20 protein-coding genes are annotated in these 25805 nt (G+C 62.3%); 13 read left to right on the forward strand and 7 right to left on the reverse strand.

What is annotated here, in order from left to right:
* Positions 1-26: 26 nt before the first annotated feature.
* The 10 genes from ACHHTY_RS04830 (at position 27) to ACHHTY_RS04875 (ending at position 13359) form a co-directional block, all read left to right on the forward strand.
* Positions 27-1091 (forward strand): NHL repeat-containing protein, encoded by a 1065-nt coding sequence (locus ACHHTY_RS04830; protein WP_395492958.1) that lies wholly within the window; start codon positions 27-29, stop codon positions 1089-1091.
* A complete protein-coding gene (locus ACHHTY_RS04835) occupies positions 1091-1732 on the forward strand; it encodes a cytochrome c3 family protein (protein WP_395492959.1) in 642 nt (213 codons plus the stop codon). The genes ACHHTY_RS04830 and ACHHTY_RS04835 overlap by 1 nt, the downstream gene beginning before the upstream one ends.
* 1 nt (position 1733) lies before the next feature.
* Complete coding sequence (locus ACHHTY_RS04840) at positions 1734-4118, forward strand: hypothetical protein (protein ID WP_395492960.1); 2385 nt, start codon at positions 1734-1736, stop codon at positions 4116-4118.
* Between the two features lie 28 nt (positions 4119-4146).
* Positions 4147-5211, forward strand: coding sequence for a 6-bladed beta-propeller (locus ACHHTY_RS04845; RefSeq protein WP_395492961.1), 1065 nt, complete (start codon positions 4147-4149; stop codon positions 5209-5211).
* Entirely contained in the window at positions 5208-6983 is a 1776-nt protein-coding gene (locus ACHHTY_RS04850; protein WP_395492963.1) for a cytochrome c3 family protein, read from the forward strand. Before ACHHTY_RS04845 ends, ACHHTY_RS04850 begins: the two co-directional genes overlap by 4 nt.
* Positions 6984-6998: 15 nt before the next feature.
* Positions 6999-7673: a hypothetical protein gene (locus ACHHTY_RS04855; protein WP_395492965.1), complete on the forward strand. Its 675-nt coding sequence runs from the start codon at positions 6999-7001 to the stop codon at positions 7671-7673.
* A 167-nt stretch (positions 7674-7840) separates the two neighbouring features.
* Positions 7841-8701 carry a ChaN family lipoprotein gene (locus ACHHTY_RS04860; RefSeq protein ID WP_395492966.1) on the forward strand — a complete coding sequence of 287 codons (861 nt, stop codon included), beginning with the start codon at positions 7841-7843 and terminating at the stop codon, positions 8699-8701.
* 318 nt (positions 8702-9019) lie between these two features.
* The gene (locus ACHHTY_RS04865; RefSeq protein WP_395492967.1) at positions 9020-10987 is read left to right on the forward strand and encodes an ATP-binding protein; all 1968 of its coding nucleotides are present in this window, start codon (positions 9020-9022) and stop codon (positions 10985-10987) included.
* Positions 10987-12366, forward strand: a complete 1380-nt coding sequence (locus ACHHTY_RS04870) for a sigma-54-dependent transcriptional regulator (RefSeq protein ID WP_395492968.1) — start codon at positions 10987-10989, stop codon at positions 12364-12366. Before ACHHTY_RS04865 ends, ACHHTY_RS04870 begins: the two co-directional genes overlap by 1 nt.
* A 213-nt stretch (positions 12367-12579) precedes the next feature.
* Positions 12580-13359, forward strand: coding sequence for a cytochrome c3 family protein (locus tag ACHHTY_RS04875; RefSeq protein ID WP_395492969.1), 780 nt, complete (start codon positions 12580-12582; stop codon positions 13357-13359).
* Between the two features lie 91 nt (positions 13360-13450).
* Here the strand turns inward: ACHHTY_RS04875 and ACHHTY_RS04880 are convergent, their stop codons facing one another.
* Positions 13451-14626 carry a diguanylate cyclase gene (locus tag ACHHTY_RS04880; RefSeq protein ID WP_395492970.1) on the reverse strand — a complete coding sequence of 392 codons (1176 nt, stop codon included), beginning with the start codon at positions 14624-14626 and terminating at the stop codon, positions 13451-13453.
* A 306-nt stretch (positions 14627-14932) separates the two neighbouring features.
* Between ACHHTY_RS04880 and ACHHTY_RS04885 the strand changes: the two genes are divergently transcribed.
* Positions 14933-15730: a sulfite exporter TauE/SafE family protein gene (locus ACHHTY_RS04885; RefSeq protein WP_395492971.1), complete on the forward strand. Its 798-nt coding sequence runs from the start codon at positions 14933-14935 to the stop codon at positions 15728-15730.
* Positions 15731-15737: 7 nt separating this feature from the next.
* On the opposite strand, the gene ACHHTY_RS04890 is transcribed toward ACHHTY_RS04885, so the two are convergent.
* Both ACHHTY_RS04890 and ACHHTY_RS04895 read right to left on the reverse strand, forming a co-directional pair.
* Entirely contained in the window at positions 15738-16346 is a 609-nt protein-coding gene (locus ACHHTY_RS04890) for a 5-formyltetrahydrofolate cyclo-ligase (protein WP_395492972.1), read from the reverse strand.
* 666 nt (positions 16347-17012) lie between these two features.
* A complete protein-coding gene (locus tag ACHHTY_RS04895; protein ID WP_395492973.1) occupies positions 17013-17423 on the reverse strand; it encodes a DUF4168 domain-containing protein in 411 nt (136 codons plus the stop codon).
* A 270-nt stretch (positions 17424-17693) separates the two neighbouring features.
* On the opposite strand from ACHHTY_RS04895, the gene ACHHTY_RS04900 reads away from it, so the two are divergent.
* Entirely contained in the window at positions 17694-19187 is a 1494-nt protein-coding gene (locus tag ACHHTY_RS04900; RefSeq protein ID WP_395492974.1) for a sensor histidine kinase, read from the forward strand.
* The gene (locus tag ACHHTY_RS04905; protein ID WP_395492975.1) at positions 19180-20568 is read left to right on the forward strand and encodes a sigma-54-dependent transcriptional regulator; all 1389 of its coding nucleotides are present in this window, start codon (positions 19180-19182) and stop codon (positions 20566-20568) included. Before ACHHTY_RS04900 ends, ACHHTY_RS04905 begins: the two co-directional genes overlap by 8 nt.
* Before the next feature lie 94 nt (positions 20569-20662).
* Here the strand turns inward: ACHHTY_RS04905 and ACHHTY_RS04910 are convergent, their stop codons facing one another.
* From ACHHTY_RS04910 to rpsO, 4 genes are all read right to left on the reverse strand, one after another.
* Positions 20663-21442 (reverse strand): MBL fold metallo-hydrolase, encoded by a 780-nt coding sequence (locus ACHHTY_RS04910; protein WP_395492976.1) that lies wholly within the window; start codon positions 21440-21442, stop codon positions 20663-20665.
* Between the two features lie 186 nt (positions 21443-21628).
* The gene (locus ACHHTY_RS04915; RefSeq protein ID WP_395492977.1) at positions 21629-22918 is read right to left on the reverse strand and encodes a M16 family metallopeptidase; all 1290 of its coding nucleotides are present in this window, start codon (positions 22916-22918) and stop codon (positions 21629-21631) included.
* 106 nt (positions 22919-23024) lie between these two features.
* Positions 23025-25142 carry a polyribonucleotide nucleotidyltransferase gene (gene pnp, locus ACHHTY_RS04920; protein WP_395492978.1) on the reverse strand — a complete coding sequence of 706 codons (2118 nt, stop codon included), beginning with the start codon at positions 25140-25142 and terminating at the stop codon, positions 23025-23027.
* A gap of 181 nt (positions 25143-25323) precedes the next feature.
* Complete coding sequence (gene rpsO / locus ACHHTY_RS04925; RefSeq protein WP_395492979.1) at positions 25324-25593, reverse strand: 30S ribosomal protein S15; 270 nt, start codon at positions 25591-25593, stop codon at positions 25324-25326.
* Between the last annotated feature and the right edge of the window lie 212 nt (positions 25594-25805).

The following is a 25805-nucleotide window of genomic DNA, read 5'->3' on the forward strand; positions in this document are numbered from 1 at the left end:
ATTCATCTTTAGAGGGGGTTTGCTTTATGTTGAGAAAATATCTGTTGTTGCTGGGCTTGATCCTGCTGGTGCCGGGTTGCGCGACGCCGAAAGTGGAAAGAGAAACCAGGTTTTATCCGGAGTTGCCCAATGAACCGCGGATGCAGTTCCTGACCACGATCTCCAACGAGCAGGACATCGGCAAGAGGACCGCCGGACTGCGGGCTTTCGTGGCCGGCGAGGATCAGACCCGCGGCCTGAGCCGGCCCTACGCGGTGGCCAGCCGGCCGGGGCGGCTCTACGTGACCGATGTCGGTCTCGACCTGGTGGTGATCGTCGATCTGGTTCAGAGGGAGATGCGGGCCCTGGAGACCAGCCGGGAAGGGACCCTGCGCCAGCCCCGGGGGCTGACGGTGGCGGCTGATCACCTCTATGTGGCCGACAGCCTCCGCAGGCAGGTGGTGGCCTTTGACGCCGAGGACCAGTATCTCCGGGTCTACGGCGGACCGCAGACCCTGGAACTGCCCCTGGACGTGGCGGTCCACGGCGACCGGGTGTATGTGGCCGATTTCCCCGCCCATGAGATCAAGGTTTTCGACCGGGAAAGCGGCGACCTGGTCCAGACCATCGGCGGCCGGGGCCGGGATGAGGGCCAGCTTGACCGCCCCACCCACCTCCGGGTCGACCAGGAGGGCAATATCTACGTCACCGATTCCCTCAATTTCCGGATCCAGAAATTCGACCCGGAGGGCAACTACCTGCACCATTTCGGTTATGTGGGTTCGACGCCCGGCGCCTTTGCCCGGCCCAAGGGATTTGATCTCAGCCGGGACGGCTATCTCTACGCCGTCGATGCCGCCTTTGAAAATGTCCAGGTCTTTCACGACGAAACCCAGTTTCTGGTTTATTTCTTCGGCGGCTTCGGCCACGCCCCCAGCTTCATGTACCTGCCCGCCCCGCTGACCATCGAATATGAAAACGTGGACTTTTTTAAAGAGCACGTGGACCCGGACTTTGAGGTTGAATACCTGATCTACGTGGGCAATCAGCTGGGCGACTACAAGCTCAATGTCTACGGTTTCGGCAAGTGGACCGGGGCGCCGCTGAACTGATGCCTTGCCGGCTGAAAAGGGGTTTGGGCTTTTCCCTGCTGCTGCTGGTTGGGCTGGCGGGCCTGACCCTGCTGGGGGCGGCGGGATGCCGCCCCGAGACCCGCCATCAGGTGCTGACCATTTTTTTCACCGGGGTGCCCCCCCTGGCCGAAGAAACGGGCCCGGCGGGGGAAGGAGAGCTCGTGGCCGCCATCCCCCGCCGGACCATGCCCGAGCGCTGGGAAGAGGGCCCATACACCCACGGTCCCTACGGGGCCAAGCATTGCGACCAGTGCCACGTGATGGCGCCGGCCCCCGAGGGCCAGACCCCCACCCGGGTCCAACCGGGTCGCTTTGCCCAATCCTTCGGGGAAATGTGTCTGGCCTGCCACCAGGAGAAAAGCCCGGAGCGGGCCCGGAATGAGGGTCTGTGGCTGCATGGCCCCGCCGCCGCCTGCATGCGCTGCCATCATCCCCACCTCAGCCGCCAGCCCTTTATGCTGCGCCGGGCCGGCGACGAACTCTGTCGCTCCTGCCACAGCGAGGGCCTTATCCATGACCGGGAGCGGCACGAAGGCGAGGATGCCTGCCTGTCGTGCCACAACCCCCACCTGGGCGCCGATGCCATGATGCTGCGCGAGGATTACGAGGAAGTCTTCTGATATGCCCCTCCCCCGCGGACAACTCCGTCGGAGCATGGGGCAACGAATCTCCCTTTTGCTGCTCCTCTTCTGCCTGGCGGCCGGCCAGGCTCCCGGCTCGGCCCAGGCCCGCGGCCTCCTGCTGGACTGGCCCTTCTACTCCTATCTGGACCGGCCCCGCTGGGATCTGAACCTGGATTATCGCTACGACCTGCGCGAGACTACGCGGCCCGAAGGCTCCACCCGCACTTCATCCCATATCTTCACCGAGGGCTTCACCGTCGCCACCCGCGGCTGGGCCTATCATCCGGCCCTGGTCCACTTCAACCTCGCTCTCAGTCCTTCCTGGCAGCAGGAGGTGCGCCGTGATTCCGAAGGCCGCGACGGCCGCGGCAAAGGAGCGCGCCTGGAATATGACCTTGACGGCACCCTGCTCGCCCTCAAGCCCTACGCGCTGGATTTTTTTGCCGGCCGCACCCTGAGCACCAGGGTCAGCCCGCAGGCGGTGACCACCGATCTAGACCAGACCCGCTACGGGCTCTCGACGACTCTGCCCTGGTGGCAGGAAAGCTTTCCCACCAAGGTCCGCTACCGCCATCAGGCCCTGGAACGGCAGACCTTGGGCACGCCGGCCACCACCAGCACCACCGACTCCTGGTTTGTCGACGCCCTGCAACAAAAGGAACGCAGCACCACCAGCCTGAACGCAAGTCACAGCTCTACCCAGCAGGGCGGCGGCCGGGCAATGGGGGGAAGTTCGCAAACCACCACCGGCCGGCTGCAGAACACCCTGATCTTGACGGAAGACCGCGAACTCAAGCTGAACTCCCGCTTCAGAGGCCGCTGGTCTGAGTCGATCCTGGGAGCCCGCAGCGAAAACCTGAACCTGACCGAGCATCTGATCTGGGACCGCCAGCATGCCGAGCATTTTTCGAGCCACTACGACGCCCGATATGAGCAGCAACGCACCGACGGCCTGGTCGATAACACCTATGAACTGGGGGCCGGGCTCAACCATCGGCTCTATGAAAACCTCCTCACTTCCCTGCGGGCCCGGGCTGAGAAGGAGAGTTCAGAGGTCCGCGAGCACGACCGCTATCTCGGCAATCTCAACATGAACTACGGCCGCCGGATCCCCACCGGTTTCCTGAACCTGAACCTGGGCCAGGAGTATCGTATCGACCAGCGGGAGGTTACGGCTCGCTTCGAGGAAATTCGCGAAAGCTTTTTGCTCGATTCCTGCCTGGAAAACGGGGAGCTGCCGCTTTTTGACTGTGAGTTCAGGCTGAGCCGGTTTGCGGCTGATTTTGTCGAGCGGGAAAGCCTTGAGCTGGAGCTGATTCCTCCCCCCCCCGCTCCCGAGGCCCCCCCGCCCCCGGTTCCGCCGGTGGATCCCAACGACATCTATAGCGACCGGGTGGACGGCGAGGTGGTGGTCATCGTTTTCGATACCCGCCTCCTGGATCCCGAAGAGGAAATCTTCGGCCAGGGCTGGACCCTGCTGGTTCGTTACCGGGCCCGGCTCGAGCCCGGCTACGATGGCGCTACCTGGACTCGCAACTATGGCGGCCGCCTTAACTTTTGGCAATACTGGACCGTACATTACCGGACCAGCCGCAGCGAGGAAAGATTGCTGGCAGGCACCCCTCCCACCAATCTCAGGGATGACCAGTCATATGATACCGGCATTGCCTGGCAACGGGCCTTTGGCGCGACCTCGCTGAGCAGCGCTTTTAATTACCGCGAAGCGAGCAGCGCCACCAGCTCCAGCCGGGGCCCCCAATTCAGCGCCGGCCTCGGCCGGCGTTTTCGCGAGGGGCAAACCACCATGCGCAATACCTTCACCTACAGCAAGACGCTTTCGACTTTCCTGCGGAGCGAGATCATCGCCGGGGAAGACCCCCGGGAGATCACCGTGGTCGACGAAATCCACCGGTACAATTTGGTTTCGGCTTTCGACTTCCGGCTGCCGGCCAATCGTCGGCTGTCCGTGCAAGGGGAGTATGATAAAATGACCGCCAGCGACGAGGAGCGCTGGGAGGAAAGTTATCGCCTGGCCGCCGACCTGCGCTTAAGGGCGGGACTGCGGGCCAGCCTGAGCGGCCGGCTGGCCAAATTGGAAGTCCGGGAAAGCGACCGCGAGGATGAGCGGCGCGAGGTGCGGGCCCGGCTCCAGCAGAGAATCGGCCGGCACGCAAGCCTCAGGCTGGACGGCATGTACCGCCTGCGCACCACCAACCAGCCCCAAAGAACCAAAATCTACACCTTGGTCGGGGGCTATGAATATCGCCTTAGATTTCTAACTCTGTCCGCAGATTACCGTTACAGCGATGAGCACCGAACTGCGGCCGGGATCCGCACCACCAACAACACCTTCATGCTGGGGCTGAAGAGGGCCCTGAACTGAGGGCCGGAGCGCAAGGCAGGAGAAAGTGATGAAAATTCGGTTGAAAGCCCTGCTCCCACGGCTGGTCCTGCTCGGCCTGCTGGCGGCGGCCCTGTCGGCCCCCGCTTGCATGCCGGCGGCCCCGCCCCCTGAGCGGGAAGATCGCGAATACCTGCGCTGGCCGCCGGCCCCGGAAATTCCCCGGGTTATCTACCGGCAGAGTGTCAGCGGACCCGAGGAGCTGGGCATCCGGGTCGGACTCTGGCAACGGTTCCGGCGCGGCCTGCTGGGAGAGGAGCCGGAGCCTTTGCAAATGCCGCATGGGATCAAGAGCGATGAGGCCGGCCGCCTCTTTGTGGTGGACCGCCTGACCGGAGGAATTCACATTTTCGACCCGGCCAACAATCGCTATCAAAATCTGCTTGCCGCCAGAACCGGGCTGCAGAGCCCCCTTGACGTGGCGGTTGACCCCGACCGGCAACGCTTTTTCGTCAGTGATGGCGAAACTGGTGCGGTCAAAATTTTTGCCCTGGACAACGGCCGCCCCTTGGGCGAGCTGACCGGTGAACAGATAGGACGCCCCACCGGCCTGGCCATCCATCCCGCCACCGAAGAACTCTTGGTGGTGGACACCGCCAATTCCTCCATCCTGCGTTTTTCCCTGGTCGACCTGGCCCTGGTGGGCAGAATCGGCGGCAGGGGCGAAGAGGGGGGACGATTCAATTTTCCCGTGGCCGTGGCGGTGGGGCCGGAGGGCCGGATTCATGTGGTCGATTCCCTCAATCACCGGGTGCAGGTATTCGGCGCCGACGGCCAATTTCTCCTGACATTCGGCAGTGTTGGCGACGGGCCCGGCTACTTTGCCCGGCCCAAAGGGGTGGCGGTGGATTCCGAAGGCAATATCCACGTGCTGGACGCCCTCTTCGACAACGTCCAGATCTTTGACGGCGACGGTCGCCTGCTCATGGCCTACGGCGGCCCGGGCCAGGCCCCGGGCCGCTTCTGGTTGCCCGCCACCATTTTCATCGACGGCCGGGACCGCGTATATGTGGCTGACACTTACAATCGACGGATTCAAATCTTCCAGTTTCTCAGGGGAGGAGAATTACCATGAAAACCGCCGCTCTCTGGCTCACCCTGCTCCTGTTGCCGGCCCTCGCCGCAGCCTTTTTGCCCTTGTCGGCCTCCAGCAGCATTGTCGACACCAAGCATAACCTCTCAGTGACCGGACCGGGGCCGATCAAGTCCGAGGCCGACGAGATCTGTGTTTTTTGTCATACGCCGCATCACGCCAGCCCCGAGTTCCCCTATCTCTGGAACCGACAACTCAGCTCGGAGGAGTACATTCCCTACCAGAGCTCGACCCTCTATGCCGCGGTGGGTCAGCCCACCGGCTCTTCCAAGCTCTGCCTGAGCTGCCACGACGGGACCGTTGCCCTGGGGGCGCTGCTGACCCGGCCGGAAATCGAATTTGAAGGCGAGGTCCGCTTCATGCCGGAAGGATTCCGCTCCCGGTTGGGGACCGACCTCAGCGACGATCATCCGATCTCCTTTGTTTACGATGCCGCTCTGGCCAGCCGTAACCCCCGGTTGCGCTATCCCGACAGCCTGCCGCCGGCAGTCCGGCTGGACCGCAATCAGGAACTGCAATGCACCGCCTGCCATGATCCCCACGACAACACCCTGGGCAAATTCCTGGTGATTTCCACTGAATATTCCGAACTCTGTACCGCCTGCCACGCCCAGGAAAACTGGGAGGATGCAAGCCATGCCCTGGCTTCCGCGACCTGGAACGGCAGCGGCCACGACCCCTGGCCCAACACCCCCTACGGGACCGTGGCCCAGAACGGCTGCCAGAACTGCCATACCCCCCACGCCGCCGGCGGCCATGAGCGCCTGCTCACCTATGCCGCGGATGAGGACAACTGCCTGGTTTGCCACAACGGCAATGTGGCGAATACCGCTATTGCCCCCGAACTGCTCAAGGAATTTCGCCACGGGGTCCAGGATTATTTCGGGATTCACGATCCCGCCGAAGATTTCAGCGCCGATCTGCTGGAACGGCACGTGGAATGCGCCGATTGCCACAACCCCCACCAGGTCAATGCCAGCCGGCCGGAAACGCCGCTGGGCCAGCCCCGCCGGGTCTCCGGGGCCACGGCCGGGGTTACGGGGATAACCTTCGCCGGCCAGCCACTGGCGGTGGCCGAATATGAATATGAAATTTGCTTCAAATGCCATGGGGACGCCGGTTTCGATTTCCTGGGCCAGGATCCCCTGCAGCGGCAGATCGACCAGCAGAACAACCGTTATGCCTTCGATCCCGACAACCCCTCTTTTCACCCGGTGGTGGAATTCCGCTCCCGGGCCGGGCGGGTTGCGCCGCCGAGCCTGCTTGCCCCCTTCGACCTGGAGGAGAGGCTGATCGGCTGCAGCGACTGCCACAACAACAATGATCCCACCGGTCCCCGGGGACCGCACGGCTCCGACCATCCCTATCTGCTGGCCTTGAATTACGAGACCGAAGACCCTTTCCCCGATGACCCGATGTACAGCGACTTACTGGCCTACGAACTCTGCTACCAGTGCCACGATCGCTCCAGCCTGCTGGCCGACCAGAGTTTCAGGGAACACAACCGCCACATCGTTGAGCAGCAGACCCCCTGCGCCATCTGTCACGATCCCCACGGGGTCAGCTACCGCGATGGGGCCACGGAACTTAACAACAGCCATCTGATCAATTTTGCCACGGGCCAATACCTGGGGGATGACTCCCTGGTCCGCCCCGACGCCCAGGGCCGGCTCTATTATCAAAAACTGGGGACTTTCAGCGGGCAGTGCTTTCTCAACTGCCACGGCGTCGAGCATGACCCCAAAACCTACTGAAAACTGGAGAAAACCATGAACAGCAAAGCAATGGCCGTAATCCTCGCCCTGATTCTCTGCTCTTTCCTCCCCGCCTCGGCGGCGGAGAGGGAAATTAAGGCCGGCAAGGTGCTGATGGGCAAGCACGCCGGCAAATACACCTTTATCCTGCTCGAAGAAAACGGCGAGCAACGCTGGCTGGCGGCCAACTTCATCGACATCGCACCCGGCGATCTCGTCGAATATACCGGCGGCATCGAGATGCGAGATTTTCACAGTCCGGCAATGGACCATACCTTTGAAGAAATCCTGCTGGTGACCAATATCCGGATCACCGAGATGGTGGCGCTGCCGGGCGACGAGGAAGCGGCGCCTTCACCGGCAACGGCGAGACCGGAACTCCCGACCGATCAGGACACCCGCCGCCTGTCGCTTGCCGATCTTTTCCTCAACCGGGAGGATCTGGAGGGCGCGACCGTTGTCCTGCAAGCCAAGGTGATCGGTTACAGCGGTAATATCCAGGGCCAAAACTGGGTTACCCTGGCCGACGGAACCGGCACCGCCCCGGACAACAGCGTGCTGGCGGTCAGCTCCGATACCGCCAGCCTGGGCGAAACCCTCACCGTCCGGGGAACGGTGCGGCTCGATGTCAGCGTGGGCGCCATGCACACCTATAAGGTGCTGCTCGACGAGGCTCAATTCTATCAGTAAAAATATCCGGAACCCCCACCCCCAACTCTGCCCCGGAATGGCGCCCGCAAGCGCTGACGCGCGATTAGCCTGGGTCAGTCTCAGGGCGCTGCCGCCGGGCCAGCAGCGCCCGCTGATGGCGGGCGAGGCAGGTTTGCAAGCGGCTATTCTGTCAGGTAAACGATGATATGAAAATTTTTCGGCATCTCGTGTTGCTCACCGCCTTCTGGGCGATTTTTCCCCAGCAGGTCCCGGCTGATCAGGGGATCACCAGGCTCAGCGACCGGCAGGAGGTCGGCTTCGCCGCCATGATCGCGGCTGCCGCCACGACAGAAGCGATTTTTATCGGCGAGATCCACAATCAGCCCAGCCACCAGCAAATGGCTCTGGCGGTAATCCGGGCCCTGCAGGACCAGGATCACGCCCTGGCCATCGGGCTGGAAATGATGCAGATGGAGAGCCAGCCGGCCCTGGATGCATGGTACCAAGGGCGGCTCAGCGAGGAGAGCTTTGTGGCTATTTACTCCCAGAATTGGTCATATCCCTGGGAGCAGTACCGGGATATCTTCATTTTTGCCCGTGACCAGGAGATTCCACTGGTGGCCCTCAACCTGGACAAGCAGCTGGTGAACAAAGTCGGCCGCCAGGGTTTTGCCGCCCTGAGTTCCGAAGAGCGGCAGCTTCTGCCCCCGGATATCACCGCCGGGCTGAACAGCTCCTACACCCGGCTGATGGACACCTTCTTCCGCCCGGTATTCGAGCGGGTAACCACCGGCCGCAACTATGCCTTTTTCCTGGAGGCCCAAGGACTGCGCAATAACGGCATGGCCGCCAACCTGGCCCGTTTCGGGGCGGCCAACCCGGACCGCAAGCTGGTGATCATTGCCGGCTTCTGGCATACGGTTAAAAGCAGCGTGCCGGACCGGCTGGCCGAACAACGCCCGTTGCAGACCACCGTCATCCTCCCTGCAATGGGCGGTTTCGGCGGCCAGGACGAACATTACCGCCAAGGGGATTATCTGGTCGGCGATTTGTCCCCGCTCAGGTAGGCCGGCGAACATCATCTGGTTTTTTCCCCGGATTCCCTGCGCGCAATCTGGCGATATCCCCAATTTTCACCTCGCCGCTGACCGGCAACCCCGACGGCAAATCCCCCTGCGGCGCACCAAGTCGCTAAAAAAACGAAACAATGTTGCCAGGCAGTAACCTGGCATGTTTACTGCACTTTTATGGCAAAAAACCGCTGCCTGGTTTCTGTTCGTACGAACCGGCCCTGAAGGCTTACCCCGGGACTTGGAGTTGGTCGGCCAGCCGGCCAGCTCATGCGAGCGCCCCGGTTCCGGCGACGATCCCCGGGCAAAGAGGGAATGACCGCGACAAAGAACAAATTTATTATTCTGGGGATATTTTTTCTGCTGGTTTCCCTGCTGGTGACGATGAACGTGATTTTTCACGAGTCACTACGGCTGGAACTGGCGGCGCTGTACAACAATCAGCAAGTGCTGGTCGCCAAAGGAATTGCCAACAGCCTGGAAGTGGTGATCGAGCGGGAGATCTCCAAGCTAAGGGTTATCGGCAATTTTCTCACCGTGGACGATCACCTGGAAGATCCGGTGGTGAAGAGCCTGGTGGATAATTACTTCCAGGTTGCTGAAACCATCAAAGGTTTTACCACCATTTACAACGCCAACGACCAGGTGGTCTATTCGACCCCCGGAGCGCTCGGGCGCACGCGCTCCCCGCCCGCCATCCCTCCCGGGAACAACACCGATTTTTTCATTACCCACAGCATGGAGCGGCTCTTTATTTATCTGCCCTTGCGCCGGGGGATCAGGCACAAGGGCTGGCTCCTGTCCGAACTACCGATCAGCGATCTGGCCACCCGCTTTCTGACGCCGTTCAAGTCCATGGAAAAGGGCTACGCCTGGCTCATGGATGGCGAGGGCAACCTGCTTTACCATCCCACCGAACCGCATATGATCGCCAACAACCTCTACCGGGCCGGGGTAGAGTGCTTTCAATGCCACAACTCCTTTGAAATAGAGCATAAGGTGCTCGACAACCCGGAGCTCGAATCCGGCCGCTATCTCGCCCCGACCAAGGAGGACAAGGTTCTGGCCTTTTCCCGGTTGAAAATGGGCGACAACACCTGGATCATCTCCGTCAGTTCCCCCTACACCGAAGTGATTTCGGTGACCGAAAGAAGCATGCGGATCTATTCCTGGCTGGTGGCGGCGATATTTTTCACCGTTTTGCTTGGCGCCTCGGCCCTGGTGCTGATGCAGAAAAAACGGACGACCGCCGCCCAGCAGGCAAGCACCGCCATCCGCCTGGAAAAACAGAAACTGGACACCATTGTCAGCGCCATCGGCTGCGGTCTGCTCCTGCAGGACCGGGGGCATAAAATCATCTGGATCAACCATACCCTGCGGCAATGGACCGGTGACGTGGTTGGCCAGGATTGTCAGGCGATTTTTAGCGATTATTGCCCGCCGGCGGCCGCCGGACAGGTGTCCCATCAAATCATCAAGGGGCTTTTCGGCCGTAAAAACAATATTTTTCAAATCACCTCCGCCCCGGTCAGGGACCAGGAGGGAGAAATAAGCGGCGAACTCAAACTCATCCAGGATATCACCGAACTCAAGCGGCTCGAGGAAAAGCTGGTACACTCGGAAAAACTTTCCGCCCTCGGCCGGGTGGCGGCCGGGGTCGCGCATGAGATTATCAATCCCTTGACATCGATTTCTTCTCTCGCCCAGATCGTCCAGCAGAAATCGCAGGAGGAGGCGACCAGAGGCCGCCTGGCAACCATCCTGGAGCATATCGGCAGAATTTCCAAGATCGTGGGCCAGATGTCCCAATTTTCCAAGCTTCCCAACCTGCGCATCAGCCGGCACGACCTCAGGCCGATCGTTGAGGCCGCCGTGGAAATCACCCGCTTTGACCGGAAAATGGCCGGCATCACGATCCATAACGAGGTCGCGGACGATCTGCCGCCGGTGGAGATCGACCCGGATTACCTGCTCCAGGTTTTCATCAACCTGCTCCTGAACGCCGCCGACGCCTGCGGCGAGCAAGGCACCATTACGCTCCGGAGCAGATCCGAGAACAACCTGGTCTTGGTTGAGGTCGGCGATACCGGCTGCGGTATCGACGAAAATGATCTGGCCCGGGTTTTTGACCCCTTTTTCACCACCAAGGAAAAGGGGACCGGACTTGGTTTGCCGATCAGCTACGAAATTCTAAAGAAACTGGGGGGCGATCTCCGGCTGAGCAGCCACCCAAACACGGGCAGTGTCTTTACCGTTATTCTACCTGGGGGGGGAACGCAGTGATGGCGAAAATTCTAGTGGTCGACGATGAAAGAGACATCAGGGAATCGCTGGAGCTGGTACTTGGCGATGAGGGCTATGCCGTTGACGGCGCCGCCGACGGGCTGGAAGCAATCGCCAGGCTGAAGGCCGGCACCTATGACCTGGTGATTACCGATTTGAAGATGAGCGGGGCGGATGGCTACGAAGTCCTGCGCCAGTCGAGAAAACTTGCCCCCACCACCCCGGTGGTGATGATCACGGCCTTTGGCTCCATCGATTCCGCCGTCGAAGCCATGAAACTGGGGGCGGAGGATTATATCGTCAAACCGTTTCAACATGGCGAAATCAGCATCACCATCGGCCGGCTCTTGGAGCGGCGCCAGCTCGCGCTCGATGGTCCCCGCTGCGGGAGGCGGCTGAACCGGCGCTTCGATCGGACTAAAATAGTAGGCACTTCTCCAGCTATCGCCGGGATTCTGGCCGCCGTCGAAAAGGTGGCGCCGACCAGGGCCAATATCCTTATCACCGGGGAGAGCGGGACCGGCAAGGGCCTCATCGCCGAGGCCATCCACCGCAACAGCCCCCGCAAAGACCGCCCCTTTCTCTCCATCAACTGCGCCGCGATCCCGGAGCCCCTGCTTGAATCGGAGCTTATGGGCTATAAAAGAGGGGCCTTCACCGGCGCCAACACCGACAAGCCCGGTCTGATGACCCTGGCCGACGGCGGCACCCTGTTTCTGGATGAAATAGGGGATATGCCGGCGATGCTGCAATCCAAAAGCCTCAAAGTGCTGGAGTCCGGCGAGGTTCTGGCTCTGGGCGACACCAAATCGGCCAGGGTTGATGTCCGCCTCATTTCTGCGACCAACAAGAATCTCCAAAACTGCATCGAGGAAAAGGCCTTTCGGGAGGATCTCTATTACCGGCTGAACGTCATCGAAATCCATATCCCACCCCTACGGGAACGGCGGGAGGATATTCCGCAACTGGCCCGGCATTTTCTGGGCGAGCTGGCCGCGGCGGCAGGCAGTTCGGTGCGCGGCTTCGCTCCGGGCGCCCTCGAGGCCTTGAGCGGGTATATCTGGCCGGGAAACGTCCGCGAACTGCGGAATGTTATCGAGCGGGCGCTGGTTTTCGCCGGAGGTGATACCATCTCCCGTAATGATTTGCCGCCCCAACTGATCGCGGCGGCAAGCGGGAATCAGCCAGCGACCGGGAGCCCGCCGCCGCAAGCCCTGCGGGAAATGGTGACCGAATACGAAAAAGGGGTTATTGCCCGGATGTTGAACCAAACCAACGGCAACAAGGAAATAGTCGCCAGAAATCTGGGTCTGGATCTCACCACTCTCTATCGCAAACTGCACAAGTTTGAACTGGCACCAAACTGGGCAAGAAAATGAAGGAGCCCGGCGGGGGGCGGGGGAAATTTAGACCTTTTCTTCCTGGCAGCATGGGCCGCCCAGAAAAACCATGACTTGACCATTTATAGCTTATATAATTGTCATTACACGGGAGTTTAGTAGAATGACTCCGAGGCCTTTGCTCCCGGCAACCACTGCATCCGTTACCACCTCGTGTTAGAGAGAGAATATCCACATGAATCTGGCCAAACCATGAAATGGCTGCAAATGCTTCTTGTCGGCTTGGTTCTGGGCGTACCAACCATCGTCTTGGGCATCTCCGATGGGTTGCCGCACCGGTTCACTCTCGAAGAATGCCTGCTCTGTCATACCGATGGCGAAGGGGGAAAGGAAAGTCTGCGCTGGGATATCACCGCTGCCTGTACAACCTGTCATCCTCCGGCGCGAAAGAGAAGTTACCAATCCCACCCGACGGACATTTTCCCGCGCATAACCCTGCCCCGCGAAATCCCACTGGAGGATGGCTTCTTCACCTGCATCAGTTGCCACGATGTCCATGCCGAAAGGGACAGCCCGGATGGGCCCGGCCACTTCCTGCGGCGCATTGTTGAAGGCAAGCATTTCTGCTTGAGTTGCCACGAATTAGACGATGAGGACCATATCTTCCTGGGGGCCACCCATGGCGGCCAATTTCAGGTCAATAAGGCCGATACCAGAATCGATCCCATCACCCTGCTCTGCCTCGAATGCCATGATGACCGAATCGCTGCCCTGGACGTAAAAGTCGCCGCGAAAACCTGGAACAACTTTTCCTGCCGGCTCAATAACCATCCCATCGGGATTTCCTACCGGGAAACATTCAACAAAAGACCACGCAACTTTATTCCCCCGGAAGCCCTTGGAGATAAAATCGAACTATTTGCCGACCGGATCGGCTGTGGTACCTGCCATAACCGCTTCTCGGGCGAACCCTTCATGCTGTCCAGGAACAACTTGCGCAGCGCCCTCTGTCTTTCCTGCCATGTCAAGTAAGGAGCCTGATTCAGTGGACTGGGTGGTTCCGGCATTAGCCTGATGTTAGCGGGACCGGGTGCAGAAAAAAGACGCTCGGCCAGGCAGCCGGCTATTCTTTGTTGGCCCGGCCGGTTAAATCGCGCACCAGGGCGGCGGCCTTTTCCACGGGACCGAGAAAGTCCACCCCGACATCAAAGATTTGCTGGTCGCGCTTTTCCGTTCTCACCACCTGGCCTTGGATGGTCAACTTGGTTTCGCCCAGGGAAACTTCCAACTCCAGGCGCGAGCCGGCGGTTAAGGGAAAGTTGCTCTCGAGCAGGATCCCGGTTTCGCTGAGGTTTTTGGCCTGCAAGGGGGCCAGGCGGGCAGGTTTCTGGTCGATCCGGGTAATGACCAGGGGGGCGACGATTTCCACCCGCTGAGCCCGGCGTTTTTCGGGACAATAAAGCTGGACGTTGTTGCCGCCGCGGCGTTTGGCCCGGTAAAGGGCGTTATCGGCGCAGGCAAAAAGGTCTTCTCCCCTGGTGCCGTCATCGGGGTAGCTGGCAATGCCGGCGCTGACCGTCAGGCTTACTGTCCGACCCTCAAGGGTTACCACTTCCTCGCTTACCGCCTCACGTATCCTTTCCGCTACCACCCGGGCTTCCTTTTTGCTGGTATCGGGCAGGAGCATGACGAATTCATCGCCGCCGTAGCGGGCGGCGATATCCACCAGGCGCTTCCTCTGGCCAAAAATCTTACCGATCTGTTGCAGCATTTTGTCGCCGGCCAGGTGACCATGGCGGTCATTGAGGTCCTTAAAGGAATCAAGGTCGAGAAAGATGACCGAAAGCTGGCACAGAGATCGTTCGGCCCGGCCGATCTCCCGGTGCAGGGCGCTCTCCAGAGCCTGCCGGTTGAGCAGACCGGTGAGAAAATCATACTGGCTCTCGCTTTTCAGGGCCTCGAACTCCATGATATCGACAAATTTAGGAAAGAATATTCCCTGGCCCTGCAGGGTAAAATAATCGCAAGCCGCCACCGCCAAGTCCACCGGCCGACCCAGTGCGGCGGACATTTTGCCCCGGTGGGCCACAATTTCCCGCCAACACGAGGCGGCTTCCTCCGGGCTGAATTCACGATGGGAAATCAGTTCCAGGATGGCCTTGCAGGTGGCCGGCCCTTCCCGTTGGACCAGAAAGTCGAGCCGCTCCACCACGTCCGGCTGCAGGCAGGCCAGGACCGCGTTTTTTAGAATTTTATCCAGGGCAGTCTGGGGGGAATTGCCAGCTAGCTCCATTTCCATGCCCCGCCTCCGTGGTTATCCGAGCTTATCCCGGCTTAAAATTCTGGCCACCATTTATCAGCCATGATAATGCCATCCGACAGCAAATCCGCAACATCTTTCCGCTGTTTTGGGTCTTTTCTTTTTAATTTTTCGCCCATAATTAATATCCGGCGCCGAAGCTGGCCGGATCTCCCGGCCAAGCTCGCCCCATGGCATACCGGACTGGCTGGCCTGGTCCCCCCGATTGTTTGCTTGACATTTACCACCCCGATGGGCAAAGCTGGGCCCTGTTTTATCAACCCAAACCATTGAGAGAAAATCGAGATGTTATCCGTCATTCTGCTTTATCTCGGCCTGGGCGCGGTGGCCGGGGTGCTGGCCGGCCTGCTGGGGATCGGCGGCGGCCTGGTCATTGTCCCGATGCTGGTTTTCGCCCTGGCCTGGCAGGGGGTGGCGGCCGAGCACCTGATGCATCTGGCCCTGGGCACTTCCCTGGCCACCATTATCTTTACCGCCGTTTCCAGCTTCATGGCCCATCACCGCCGGGGAGCGGTGCGCTGGGAGGTGGTGCGGCGGATCGTGCCCGGCATCCTGGTCGGCACCCTGGGCGGAACCTTCGTCGCCGCCGCCCTTTCCACCAACTTTCTCAAGGGCTTCTTCGTCCTGTTCCTCTATTTCGTCGCCTTCCAGATGCTGACCGGCCGCAAGCCCAACCCCAGCCGCGAGTTGCCCGGCCCGGCGGGAATGTTCGGGGCCGGGGGCACCATCGGAATCTTTTCCAGCCTGGTGGGCATCGGCGGCGGCACCCTGTCGGTCCCCTTCATGGTCTGGTGCAATATCGGGCTGCATCAGGCCATCGGCACCTCGGCGGCCATCGGCTTTCCCATCGCGGTGGCCGGCACCATCGGCTATGTGGTCAACGGGCTGGGGGCTTCGGATCTGCCGGCCTATTCCCTGGGCTTCATCTACCTGCCGGCCCTGCTCGCCATCGTCGCCGCCAGTGTCTTCACCGCCCCCCTGGGGGTGCGTCTGGCCCACAGCCTGCCGGTGGACCGGCTAAAGAAAATCTTCGCTCTGCTGCTGATCGCCGTCGGCACCCGGATGCTCTGGGACCTGTTTTAAACAACAATCAGCGGCAGCTGATCACCCCGCTTTCGCTGACCAGGTAGTGGAGGCGCTGATCGTGGGGGAGCAGGGGCAAGGGCTCCACCACCTGGAGATCGAAGGCCAGGCCGACACGCAAGGCCCGGGGGGCCGCGGCGGCCAGAAAGCGGTCGTAGTAGCCGCCGCCGTAACCCAGCCGCCCGCCCCGGCGGTCAAAGGCGCTGCCCGGGACCAGGACGAGATCGAGTTCGCCGGGGTCGAGAAGATCGGCCCGGGCCGGGTCCGGTTCGGGAATGCCGCAGTAGCCCGGGCGCAACTGGCGGGCCGGATCGCTGAGCAGAAAAATCTCCAGGCGTTGGGCCGCCACCAGGGTCAACGGCACCGCCAGCCGGCAACCCGCCGGCAAGTAGGCCAGCAAGCCGGGCAAGGTTTCCACCTCGCTGCGAAAGTGAAGATAGGTCATGATGGTGGCGGCGCGCCGGACAGGCTCAAGACCGGCCAGGGCCGCGTGGATAAGGGCGCTTTTGCTCCGGCGCTCGGCGGGGGTAAGGGCATCGCGGGCCGCCAGCACCCGGCGCCGGATCTGGGCCCGCGCCGCCGTCGGGGAAAGGGGAGCATCAGGGTTTGCCGCCATCCGGCACCTCGCTGTTGTTGGGATCGGTCCGGAGGATGGAAAGGTTAGCGGTCATGACCCTGCCGTTGCCTCCTGCGTGTTTTACCTGCCGTCTCATCCAGGCAAACCTGCCCCCTCGGCGTTGTCGCTGATGCAAAAGCCGCGCCGCCGCGAAGGCCCGCTTCGCAACCAGTTGTTCAGCCGGGACCGACCAGCGGGAGTGTTGACTTTTGCCGGATTGATCAGGGTTGATAACCCGATTATACCGGATTGCCGCCGCCTCGCCAGCAGGAAGGTTTTGGGCGGCGGACGGATAGCCTGCCGGCAGATCGCGGCCCAAGGGAGAACATTGACCCAATATGGCCGTTATACTGACAAATTTTGTCAACAATATGCCGAAACCAGGTTCATGTGGAGCAGGCTCACCCCCCAAGCTAGATTATGCGAGCTGAATCAAGAGCCTCCCCAGGTGCTGGCAGGTGATGGTGATCTCCGGCAGGAGTCCTCAGGTGGCGGTCAGGGCGCTGCATAACCGCTCGATTAGATTAGTAGATGTTAATTTATACCGGATTGTCCCGGTACCGCCAGCTTGAAAGCGTTTACCCGCAAAAAAGCCCGCCGGCTCCAGGCTTTCTAGCTGGGACCGGCGGGCTGTACCGAAAACAAAGGATTGGGGATAATGCTTTATTAGTTGTTGCGGGCTTGTTCGATCATGTCCATGACCGTAGCCTTGAGTTCCGGTGAGTTATTCATCTGGTTGGCGATGGCATTGTAGGTTTGCACGTCCAACCCCTCTTCTTCCACGGTGGCGACCATTTCCTGGTTGGCCTGCTGCTGGAGTTCAATGGCTTTTTCCTGCTCCTGGACCCCTTCCAGGCGGGCAGCATAATTTCGCTGAATCTCCTGCAGCTGCACCGAGGCGTTGGCAAAGCTTTGCAGGGTTTCCTGCTCGAACTGCTGGGGGGCCGCGCCGCCGCCCATGCCCGGCATGGCCAGCACAAGGCCCGGGGCGGCCAGGGTCATGAGCATAAAGAGCATCGCGCCTACGAGTTTTTTCTGCAGGGTCATAATCTTTTTCGAATTGTTCTGATGGTTCATAAAACTGCCTCCTTGTTGTTACTAGGCCCAGTCAGAGGGCCGGCTTAAAAGGGCCCGTCGCCGCCATCCCGGCCGCAACGGGCTGATCGATAACAACGGGTAATTGCAAGCTTGATACCGGCCCGCAGGGTAAAATGGTTTTTTCTCATATTCAACTATAGGTCTCCGTTATGATTAACAAAAAAAATCAGCCGAGCCGCTGACACGGCCCGTTTGACCCGGCCGCTATAATGTGCCATATTAGCACATGGTTCATTATGGAGGACTACGATGACACAAAGTTTGCTGGCCCGCGGCTACAGCCTGCGGCTGACCCTGGTATTTTTTCTCCTCGTCCCCCTGGTACTGCTGTTGGCCCTGGTTTCCTGGTCCAGTCTGCGAGGCCTGGAAAAACTGGTCGAGCACCAGATGCAGAAAGACATCGAACTGATCGCTCGGGCCATCCGCGGCCCCCTGGAACACGCCCTGGAATTTGAGCGCCAGCGCAGCCTGGACCGCACCCTCTCCTCGGCTTTTCGCTTCAGCGAAGTTTACGGGGTCTACGTTTACGATCACGAAGGGCGCCGGGTGGCGGCCAGCGGCCCCGCCGAACCGGGAGTCGAGCGCCGGGAGCTGGTGCAGCTGGCCGCCGAGGGCGATCGGCACGGGGCCTACGACGGTTCCGGGGAACAGCAGGTCTACTCCTACTTCGTCCCCCTGAGCGACTCGGTGGGCCGCAACCTGGGGCTGCTGCAGTTGACCCGGGACGGCAGCCAGTTCCGGGAAGACATCCACCAGGTCCGCGCCCGCGCCCTGCTGCTGCTTTCCCTGCTGAGCTTAACCCTGCTAAGCCTGGTCCTGTATGCCCATCACCGGATTATCGGCACCTTTCTCAACGGCCTGGTGGCCAGCATGGCCCGCATCGCCGGCGGTGAGCGGGAGTACCGGGCCCGGCCCTGGGGGCCCGCCGAAATCCGCCAGTTGGCCGAAGGGATGAACCGGATGCTGGACAGCATCGCCCGGGGCGAAAAGGAGCTGGCCTACCAGCGGGAAGAGCAGCGCCGGCTGGAAGGGCGGTTGCGCCAGGCCGAAAAAATGGCGGCCATCGGTGGTCTGGCCGCCGGGGTCGCCCACGAGCTGGGCACCCCTTTAAGCCTGGTGGCGGGCAAAGCCCAACGCATGCTGCGCCGCGACCAACCCCCGGAAAGTGCCGCCGCCTTCCGGGAAATCCGGGCGGCGGTGGCCCGCATGAGCCACATCGTCCGCCAGTTGCTGGACTTCGGCCGCAACAACCGCCCCCGTCTCCGGACCATCAGCGCCGAGGTGCCGGCCGCCAATGCCGCCGCCCAGGTGCGGGAGCAGGCCCGGTGCCAGGGGACCCGGCTGCTGGTCCTCGGCGACCGGCCGCCGCCCCGGCTCAAAGTCGACCCGATCCGGCTCGAACAGGCCCTGGGCAATCTGCTGCGCAACGCCCTCCAGGCCCTGAGTCGCGGCGGCACCATCCGACTCTCCTGGTTCAGCCGGGGCGAGCAGGCCGGCTTCCAGGTGGCGGACGATGGTCCGGGAATTGCCCCGGAGCTGCTGCCGCGGCTCTTTGAACCATTTTTCACCACCAAGGAAGTGGGCGCAGGCACCGGTTTGGGCCTGGCGGTGGTCCACAGCGTGGCCCGCGATCATGGCGGCAACGTCGAGGTGAAAAACGCCCCCGACGGCGGAGCGGTCTTCACCCTCAGCCTGCCGCCGGCCGCGGCATTGGCCCCGGAAAAGGAAGAACAGCATGACTGAAGCGCAAAAAAGAGAAAAAGTCCTGATCGTCGAGGATGACCCCGGCCTGCGGGAACTGCTGGCGGAAGAGCTGGTGGACCATGGGTTGCGGGTGCGGACCGCCGGCGACGTGGCCGGGGCCTGGAAGATCGTCAGCGGCTGGCAGCCGGACCTGGTCCTCAGCGACCTGCGCCTGCCCGGCCCCGACGGCCTGGACTTGCTGGAACGGCTGCGCCACCTGCCCCCGCCGCAGCCGGCCCTGATCATCATCACCGCCTTCGGCACGGTACCCCAGGCGGTGGAGGCTCTGAAAAAGGGCGCCGACGATTTTCTCACCAAGCCCCTGGACCTGGACCACCTGCTCCTCTGTCTGCGGCGGACCCTGGAAACCCGGCGCCTGCGCGGCGAAGTCCAACGTTTTCGCCAACTGCTGGGCAGCGACGATTTCCACGGCATCATCGGCCGCAGCTCCTCGATGCGGAAAATGTTCGCCACCCTGCGCCAGGTGGCGGCGGCCGGCGGCCCGGTACTGATCAGCGGTGAAAGCGGGGTGGGCAAGGAGCTGGTAGCCCGGGCCCTGCACCAGGAAAGCGGCCGGGCCGACCAGAAGCTGATCGCCGTCAACTGCGCCGGAATTCCGGCCGAACTGGCCGAAAGTGAGTTTTTCGGTCACGCCGCCGGGGCCTTCAGCGGGGCCGACCGGGCTCGCCGCGGCCTGTTTCTCCAAGCGGAGGGCGGCAGCCTGCTGCTCGATGAAATCGCCGAACTGCCGCTCAACCTCCAGGCCAAGCTGCTGCGCATTCTCCAGGACGGCATGGTGAGGGCGGTGGGGGCTGACCGGGAACAGCGGGTCGAGGTCCGGATCATTGCCGCCACCAACCGCGACCTGGAAGAGGAGGTCCGGGCGGGCCGCTTCCGGGAAGACCTTTATTTCCGGCTGGAAACTTTCCGGATCCAGGTGCCGCCCCTGCGGCAGCGAGATGATGACCTGGATCTGCTCTGCGCCCGCTTCATCGAACTGTTCGCCACCCGAACCCGGCGCCCGGCCCGGCTAATTGCCCCCGCCGCCCTCGCGCGCCTGCGGCGCTATCCCTTTCCCGGCAACGTCCGCGAACTGCGCAACGCTATTGAACGGGCAGTGGCCTTTTGCCCCGGCCGGGAAATCGGCCTGGAACATCTGCCCGAGCGGATCCGCCGCCCCGCGAAGGCGGCGGACCAGGCAGGGGACGATGCCCTGCCGCCCCAACTGCTGGGCGATGGGGAGGAACCGGATCTGCCTTCCCTGGAAGAAGTGGCCAACCGCTACGTCCGCCTGGTCCTCGCCCGAGTCGGCGGTAACAAGCGCCGGGCCGCACAGATCCTGGGCATCGGCCGCCGCACCCTCTACCGCCGCCTCACTTGACAGGTTCAAAACCCAGGCAGTCAATGCGCGAGCTGGCTGGCCCCGATGTCGTGGCGGGCCGCCGCTTGGCGCAAGATTGGGGGGCTCGGCCCGGCTAACGGAGGTGGAGCAGGGCGCTGCCCAGGTGCTGGCAGGCGATGGTGATCTGCGGCAGGGGGCCGGCTCCGGTGGCGGTCAGGGCGGCGCGAACCGCCTGCTCGGCCAGGGCCGGGGTGTTGTTGGTTTCACTGAGGTGGGAAAGCACCACGTGGCGCAGCTCCCGGTGGAGCAGCTCACAGAGGAAGGCGGCGGCATCCTGGTTGGCCAGGTGGCCGTGCCGGGAACGAACCCGCTGCTTCAGGGCGGGGGGATAGGGCCCGTTCATCAGCATCTCCGGATCATGATTGCACTCCAAGACCAGGGCGTTACAGCCGCTCAGGCGATGACGGGTAAGCCGGGAAACCATGCCGAGATCGGTGCAGTGGCCCAAAGAGATCCCGCCGGCCTGGAGGAGGAACCCCACCGGTTCGGCGGCATCGTGGGAAACGGCGAAGGGATGGATTTGCACCTCCCCGCAGACAAAGGCCGTGCCGGTGGTGAATTCCCCCACCGCGGCCGGATTGCCCAGGCCGGGCCCGGCTGCCGCCAGGGTGGCGCGGTTGGCCAGCAGGGGCAGACGGTAGCGCCGGGACAGAACTCCGGCTCCCCGGATATGGTCGCAGTGTTCATGGCTGAGCAGAATGGCGCTCAGAGAGGCGGCAGCCACTCCCAGGGCGGCCAGCCGGGTTTCGATCTCCCGGCCGGAAAAGCCGGCATCAATCAACAGCCGGGTCTCCCCCGCCTCAACGTAAGTGGCGTTGCCCTTGCTCCCGCCGCCCAGCACACAAAATCGCATGGCCAAACCCCATCGCCGCCAACAGTAGCTACCGCACCAAACCAACCGGAAAAAGAGGATCAACCGCCCAGGAACAAGGTAAAACGGCCGCCGGGCCGCAGCCCGCGGCCAGCGGATCGGCGCCGCCTGGTTCGCCGTCCAAGCCAAGCCGGGCTGAACGCCGCTCAATGGGGTGCTGCAGCAAGTTTACCAGTTGAGCAGGTCCTGGTCCAGGGGACCCAGCGCCACGCCGCTCAGGGGCGGGGCGAAAACCCGATTGGCCACCTTCAGGACATCGTCGGCGGTTACCCGGGCCAGATCGGCGATAATTTCTTCGATGGGCAACGGCCGGCCAAAGTTGATGATGTTGCGGGCCAGCCGGCACATCCGGGCTTCCATGTTTTCCTCGGCCAGCATGATCACCGCCCGGGCATAATCGCGGGCTTCGGCCAGCACCTCGTCCGCCAGGGGCTCCCGGCGCAGGCGGCTGACCGCGGCGTTCACCAGGGCCACCGCCTCGGCTGCCGCCTGGGGATCCACGCCCAGGTAAATACCCAGGGTGCCGCTGTCGCTGTGGGCGTTGACGTAGGAATAAACGGCATAGGCCAGGCCCCGCTTTTCCCGGATTTCCTGGAACAGGCGGGAACTCATGTTGCCGCCCAGCACCGTGTTGAGCAGGTGCAGGGCATAGCGCTGGGGATCGGTTTCGCCCAGGCCGTAGGCGCCCAGCACCAGGTGGGCCTGCTCCAGGTCCCGGGCGAAAATCCGCCGGCTCGACTGGAGATATTCCGGGGGCCGGCGGCTCAGGGCGCCGCCGCGGGCCGCGGGAGCCAGGTCGGCGGCCACCGCCCCGGCCCCTGCTCGGCCGGCGAAAGCCTCCTGCCAAAGGCGATGGAAGCTCTGGTGCTCGACCTTGCCGGCCGCAGCGATGAGAATCCGGCCCGGGTTGTAATGACGCTGGTGGTAGTCGCGGAGATGGCCGGGGGTGAGGGCGGCAATCACCCGGGGAGGACCCAGGACGCTGTTGCCCAGGGGATGGCGCCCCCAGATCTGGCGATTGAAAAGATCGTGCACCAAATCATCGGGGGTGTCCTCCACCATGGCGATTTCCTGGAGGATGACCTCGCGCTCGTTTTCCACCTCTTCGGGGGCAAAGCGGGAATTGAGCACGATATCGCTGAGCAGATCGACCAGTTGGGGCAGCCGGTCCGCCAGAACCGTGGCGTAATAGCAGGTGCTTTCGGTGGCGGTGAAGGCGTTGGCGGCGCCCCCCATCACGTCGAACTCGCGGGAAATCTGATGGGCGTTGCGCCGGGTGGTCCCCTTGAAGAGCATGTGCTCGACGAAATGGGAGCAACCGTTGGTCAGGTCATGCTCGTCACGGGCCCCGACCTCCACCCAGATCCCCACCGAAACCACCCGGGAGGGGGTAGCCTCGGTGACGATCCGCACTCCGTTGGCCAGGGTGCTGACCTGATTGGGCAATGGTCTGTTCAAATAAGTTCCGGCGTCCACGGTACAGTTCAGAGATGCAGCCGGGGGCGGGCAGGTCCGGAGATTCTGCCCGTTCCCGGCTGGGGGGGTGGCTGTTGATCCCGTCGGCTCAGGACTGGCCTTCCTCCTGCAGCAACGCCTTGCGGCTCAGGCGGATCTTGCCGCGGGAGTCGATTTCCAGGACCTTGACCCGCACCTCATCCCCTTCGTTGAGGACGTCGGTGACCTTGTTGACCCGGTGGTTTTCCAGTTCGGAAATGTGAACCAGGCCGTCGGTGCCGGGCAGGATCTGGACAAAGGCGCCGAAATCCATGACCTTCTGGACAATGCCGGTATAGATCTTGCCCACTTCGGCCTCGGCGGTCAGGCCCAGGATCACTTCCTTGACCTGCTCGGCCACCTCGCCGCTGGGGGCGAAAATCTTGACCTTGCCGTCGTCGGTGACGTCGATCTTGACCCCGTAATCGGCGGTGATCGACTTGATCATCTTGCCCCCCGGGCCGATCAGATCGCGGATCTTGTCGGGATTGATGGTGATGCTGAAGAGTTTGGGGGCATGGGCCGGCACATCGGTCCGGGGAGCAGCGATGGCTTCCTTCATCTTTTCCAGGATATGGAGCCGCCCGGCCCGGGCCTGGGCCAGGGCCTGGCCCATGATCTCCTGGGAAACGCCCTCAAGCTTGATGTCCATCTGCAGGGCGGTGATCCCGTCTTCAGTCCCGGCCACCTTGAAGTCCATGTCGCCCAGGTGGTCCTCGTCGCCGAGGATGTCGGTCAGGATGGCGACATCCTCGCCCTCCTTGATCAAACCCATGGCGATCCCGGAAACCGCCTTTCTCATCGGCACCCCGGCATCCATCAGGGAGAGCGAAGCCCCGCAGACCGTGGCCATCGAGGATGAACCGTTGGATTCCAGGACCTCGGAAACCACCCGGATGGTGTAGGGAAAGCTTTCGCTGTCCGGCAGCATCGCCCGCACCGCCCGTTCGGCCAGGGCGCCGTGGCCGATATCGCGGCGGCTGGGACCGCGCAGAAAGCGGACCTCGCCGACACAGTAAGGCGGAAAGTTGTAGTGGAGCATGAAGGGCTTGAAGGACATGCCGCTCAAGGATTCGATCCGCTGCTCGTCCTCGCCGCTGCCTAAAGTGGCGCTGACCAGAACCTGGGTTTCGCCGCGGGTAAAGAGGGCCGAACCATGCACCCGGGGCAGCACCGCCACCTCGTTGGTGATCGGCCGAACCTCGTCGAGGCGGCGGTTGTCGATCCGGGTTTTCTCCCTGACGATCCGTTCCCGCATCATTTTCTTCTTCAGATCGTGGAGCAGTCCCTTGGCTTCCTTGAGCTTGGCCGCCGCCTCATCGGGCGCCTGCCCGGCCATTTCCGCCTCCAGGGCGGCCACGACTTTATCCTCCAGCACGGCCACGGCCTCGTAGCGCTGCTGCTTGTCCACGGTGCTGATCACCGCGGCCATCTCGCCGGCCGCCAGTTCCTGCACCCGGGCCCGCAGGGCCTCGTCCACCTCGGGGGCTTTGACCTCCATCTTGGGCCGGCCCACCGCCGCCCGCAACTCTTCCTGGACGGCCAGCAGCGGCTGCAGGGATTCATGGGCGAAGAAAATGCCCCCCATCACCTCTTCTTCGGACAGGCTGTCGGCCCCGCCTTCCACCATGACCACCGCCTTGGCGGAGCCGGCGACAATCAGGTCGAGGCGGGAATTCTTGCGCTGTTCCCGGGTGGGATTGAGGACGTACTGGCCGTCGATCATTCCGACCCGGACCCCGGCAATGGGGCCGAGGAACGGAATATGGGAAACGGTCAGGGCGGCGGAAGCGCCGAGCATGGCCATCAGATCGGGATCATTTTCCTGGTCGGCGGACAGAACGGTGGCGATGACCTGGGTTTCGTTCTGGTAGCCGGGCGCGAACAGCGGCCGCAGCGGCCGGTCGATGAAGCGGGAGGAAAGGGTTTCCTTTTCCGAAGGGCGGCCGATCTCGCGGCGGAAGAAACTGCCGGGAATCCGGCCCACCGCGTAGAAACGCTCCTGGTATTCAACGGTCAACGGCAGGAAATCGACGTTGGCCCGGGCCTCGCGGGCGGCGGTGGCGGTCACCAGGACCACGCTCTGGCCGTAGGTTACTAAAACCGAGCCGCTGGCCTGCTTGGCCAGGCGGCCGGTCTCGATGGTCAAGGTTCTGCCGGCTAATTCGATACTGATCTTCTTTTCCATTTTTCTTTCTCCTCTGACGGTCATCTTGACAGACGAATGATGCGGTTTTCACGGCCCGCGACGCCTGCCCTCGGTGGGCTCCCAACGGCGGGAGCCAAAACGGCAAACGTCCAGCGGTGCCGTAAGCGGCCACCCAGCTGAACGTTTACCTGAAGCAACAGATTTATTATTAACGCGAAACTTACTTACGGATACCAAGCTTCTGGATCAGTTGGCGATAAGCCTCGACGTCCTTGCCCTTGATGTAGTCCAACAGGCGCCGGCGCTGACCGACCAGCTTGAGCAGGCCGCGGCGGGAGTGATGGTCTTTCTTGTTGATTTTGAAATGCTCGGTGAGATAAGTGATCCGGGCGCTCAAAAGGGCGACCTGGACCTGGGGCGAGCCGGAATCCTGGGGATTGGCGCCATACTCGGCGATGATGGCCTGTTTGTCTTCGGTTTGCAGGGTCATGGGTAACAACTCCTCGGGGTAATTAAACATTCGGGAGATGGCCAGCCCCGGGCGGAAAACCCTCCCGACCAGCCATTCCTACCAACTGCTGAAGCAGTGTCTTTTAATCAAATAAACGCCGCCCGTCAAGGCCTATAACCGTCACCGGCGCCGGCCTCGTCCCCGCCGACCGCTCCGGGCGGGCCCTGATGTCAGCGCCGGCCACCTTTTTG

It is taken from the genome of Desulfurivibrio nitratireducens (assembly GCF_044068515.1).
Taxonomy (GTDB): domain Bacteria; phylum Desulfobacterota; class Desulfobulbia; order Desulfobulbales; family Desulfurivibrionaceae; genus Desulfurivibrio.

Excerpts from the sequence above, each read along its gene's own strand:
- ACHHTY_RS04855 (WP_395492965.1), top strand. The coding sequence starts at position 6,999 with ATGAACAGCAAAGCAATGGCCGTAATCCTCGCCCTGATTCTCTGCTCT.
- ACHHTY_RS04860 (WP_395492966.1), top strand. The coding sequence starts at position 7,841 with ATGAAAATTTTTCGGCATCTCGTGTTGCTCACCGCCTTCTGGGCGATT.
- ACHHTY_RS04865 (WP_395492967.1), top strand. The coding sequence starts at position 9,020 with ATGACCGCGACAAAGAACAAATTTATTATTCTGGGGATATTTTTTCTG.
- ACHHTY_RS04835 (WP_395492959.1), top strand. The coding sequence starts at position 1,091 with ATGCCTTGCCGGCTGAAAAGGGGTTTGGGCTTTTCCCTGCTGCTGCTG.
- ACHHTY_RS04910 (WP_395492976.1), bottom strand. The coding sequence starts at position 21,442 with ATGCGATTTTGTGTGCTGGGCGGCGGGAGCAAGGGCAACGCCACTTAC.
- ACHHTY_RS04900 (WP_395492974.1), top strand. The coding sequence starts at position 17,694 with ATGACACAAAGTTTGCTGGCCCGCGGCTACAGCCTGCGGCTGACCCTG.
- ACHHTY_RS04895 (WP_395492973.1), bottom strand. The coding sequence starts at position 17,423 with ATGAACCATCAGAACAATTCGAAAAAGATTATGACCCTGCAGAAAAAA.
- ACHHTY_RS04905 (WP_395492975.1), top strand. The coding sequence starts at position 19,180 with ATGACTGAAGCGCAAAAAAGAGAAAAAGTCCTGATCGTCGAGGATGAC.
- ACHHTY_RS04870 (WP_395492968.1), top strand. The coding sequence starts at position 10,987 with ATGGCGAAAATTCTAGTGGTCGACGATGAAAGAGACATCAGGGAATCG.
- ACHHTY_RS04885 (WP_395492971.1), top strand. The coding sequence starts at position 14,933 with ATGTTATCCGTCATTCTGCTTTATCTCGGCCTGGGCGCGGTGGCCGGG.
- ACHHTY_RS04845 (WP_395492961.1), top strand. The coding sequence starts at position 4,147 with ATGAAAATTCGGTTGAAAGCCCTGCTCCCACGGCTGGTCCTGCTCGGC.
- pnp (WP_395492978.1), bottom strand. The coding sequence starts at position 25,142 with ATGGAAAAGAAGATCAGTATCGAATTAGCCGGCAGAACCTTGACCATC.
- ACHHTY_RS04875 (WP_395492969.1), top strand. The coding sequence starts at position 12,580 with ATGAAATGGCTGCAAATGCTTCTTGTCGGCTTGGTTCTGGGCGTACCA.
- rpsO (WP_395492979.1), bottom strand. The coding sequence starts at position 25,593 with ATGACCCTGCAAACCGAAGACAAACAGGCCATCATCGCCGAGTATGGC.
- ACHHTY_RS04840 (WP_395492960.1), top strand. The coding sequence starts at position 1,734 with ATGCCCCTCCCCCGCGGACAACTCCGTCGGAGCATGGGGCAACGAATC.
- ACHHTY_RS04880 (WP_395492970.1), bottom strand. The coding sequence starts at position 14,626 with ATGGAAATGGAGCTAGCTGGCAATTCCCCCCAGACTGCCCTGGATAAA.
- ACHHTY_RS04850 (WP_395492963.1), top strand. The coding sequence starts at position 5,208 with ATGAAAACCGCCGCTCTCTGGCTCACCCTGCTCCTGTTGCCGGCCCTC.
- ACHHTY_RS04890 (WP_395492972.1), bottom strand. The coding sequence starts at position 16,346 with ATGGCGGCAAACCCTGATGCTCCCCTTTCCCCGACGGCGGCGCGGGCC.
- ACHHTY_RS04830 (WP_395492958.1), top strand. The coding sequence starts at position 27 with ATGTTGAGAAAATATCTGTTGTTGCTGGGCTTGATCCTGCTGGTGCCG.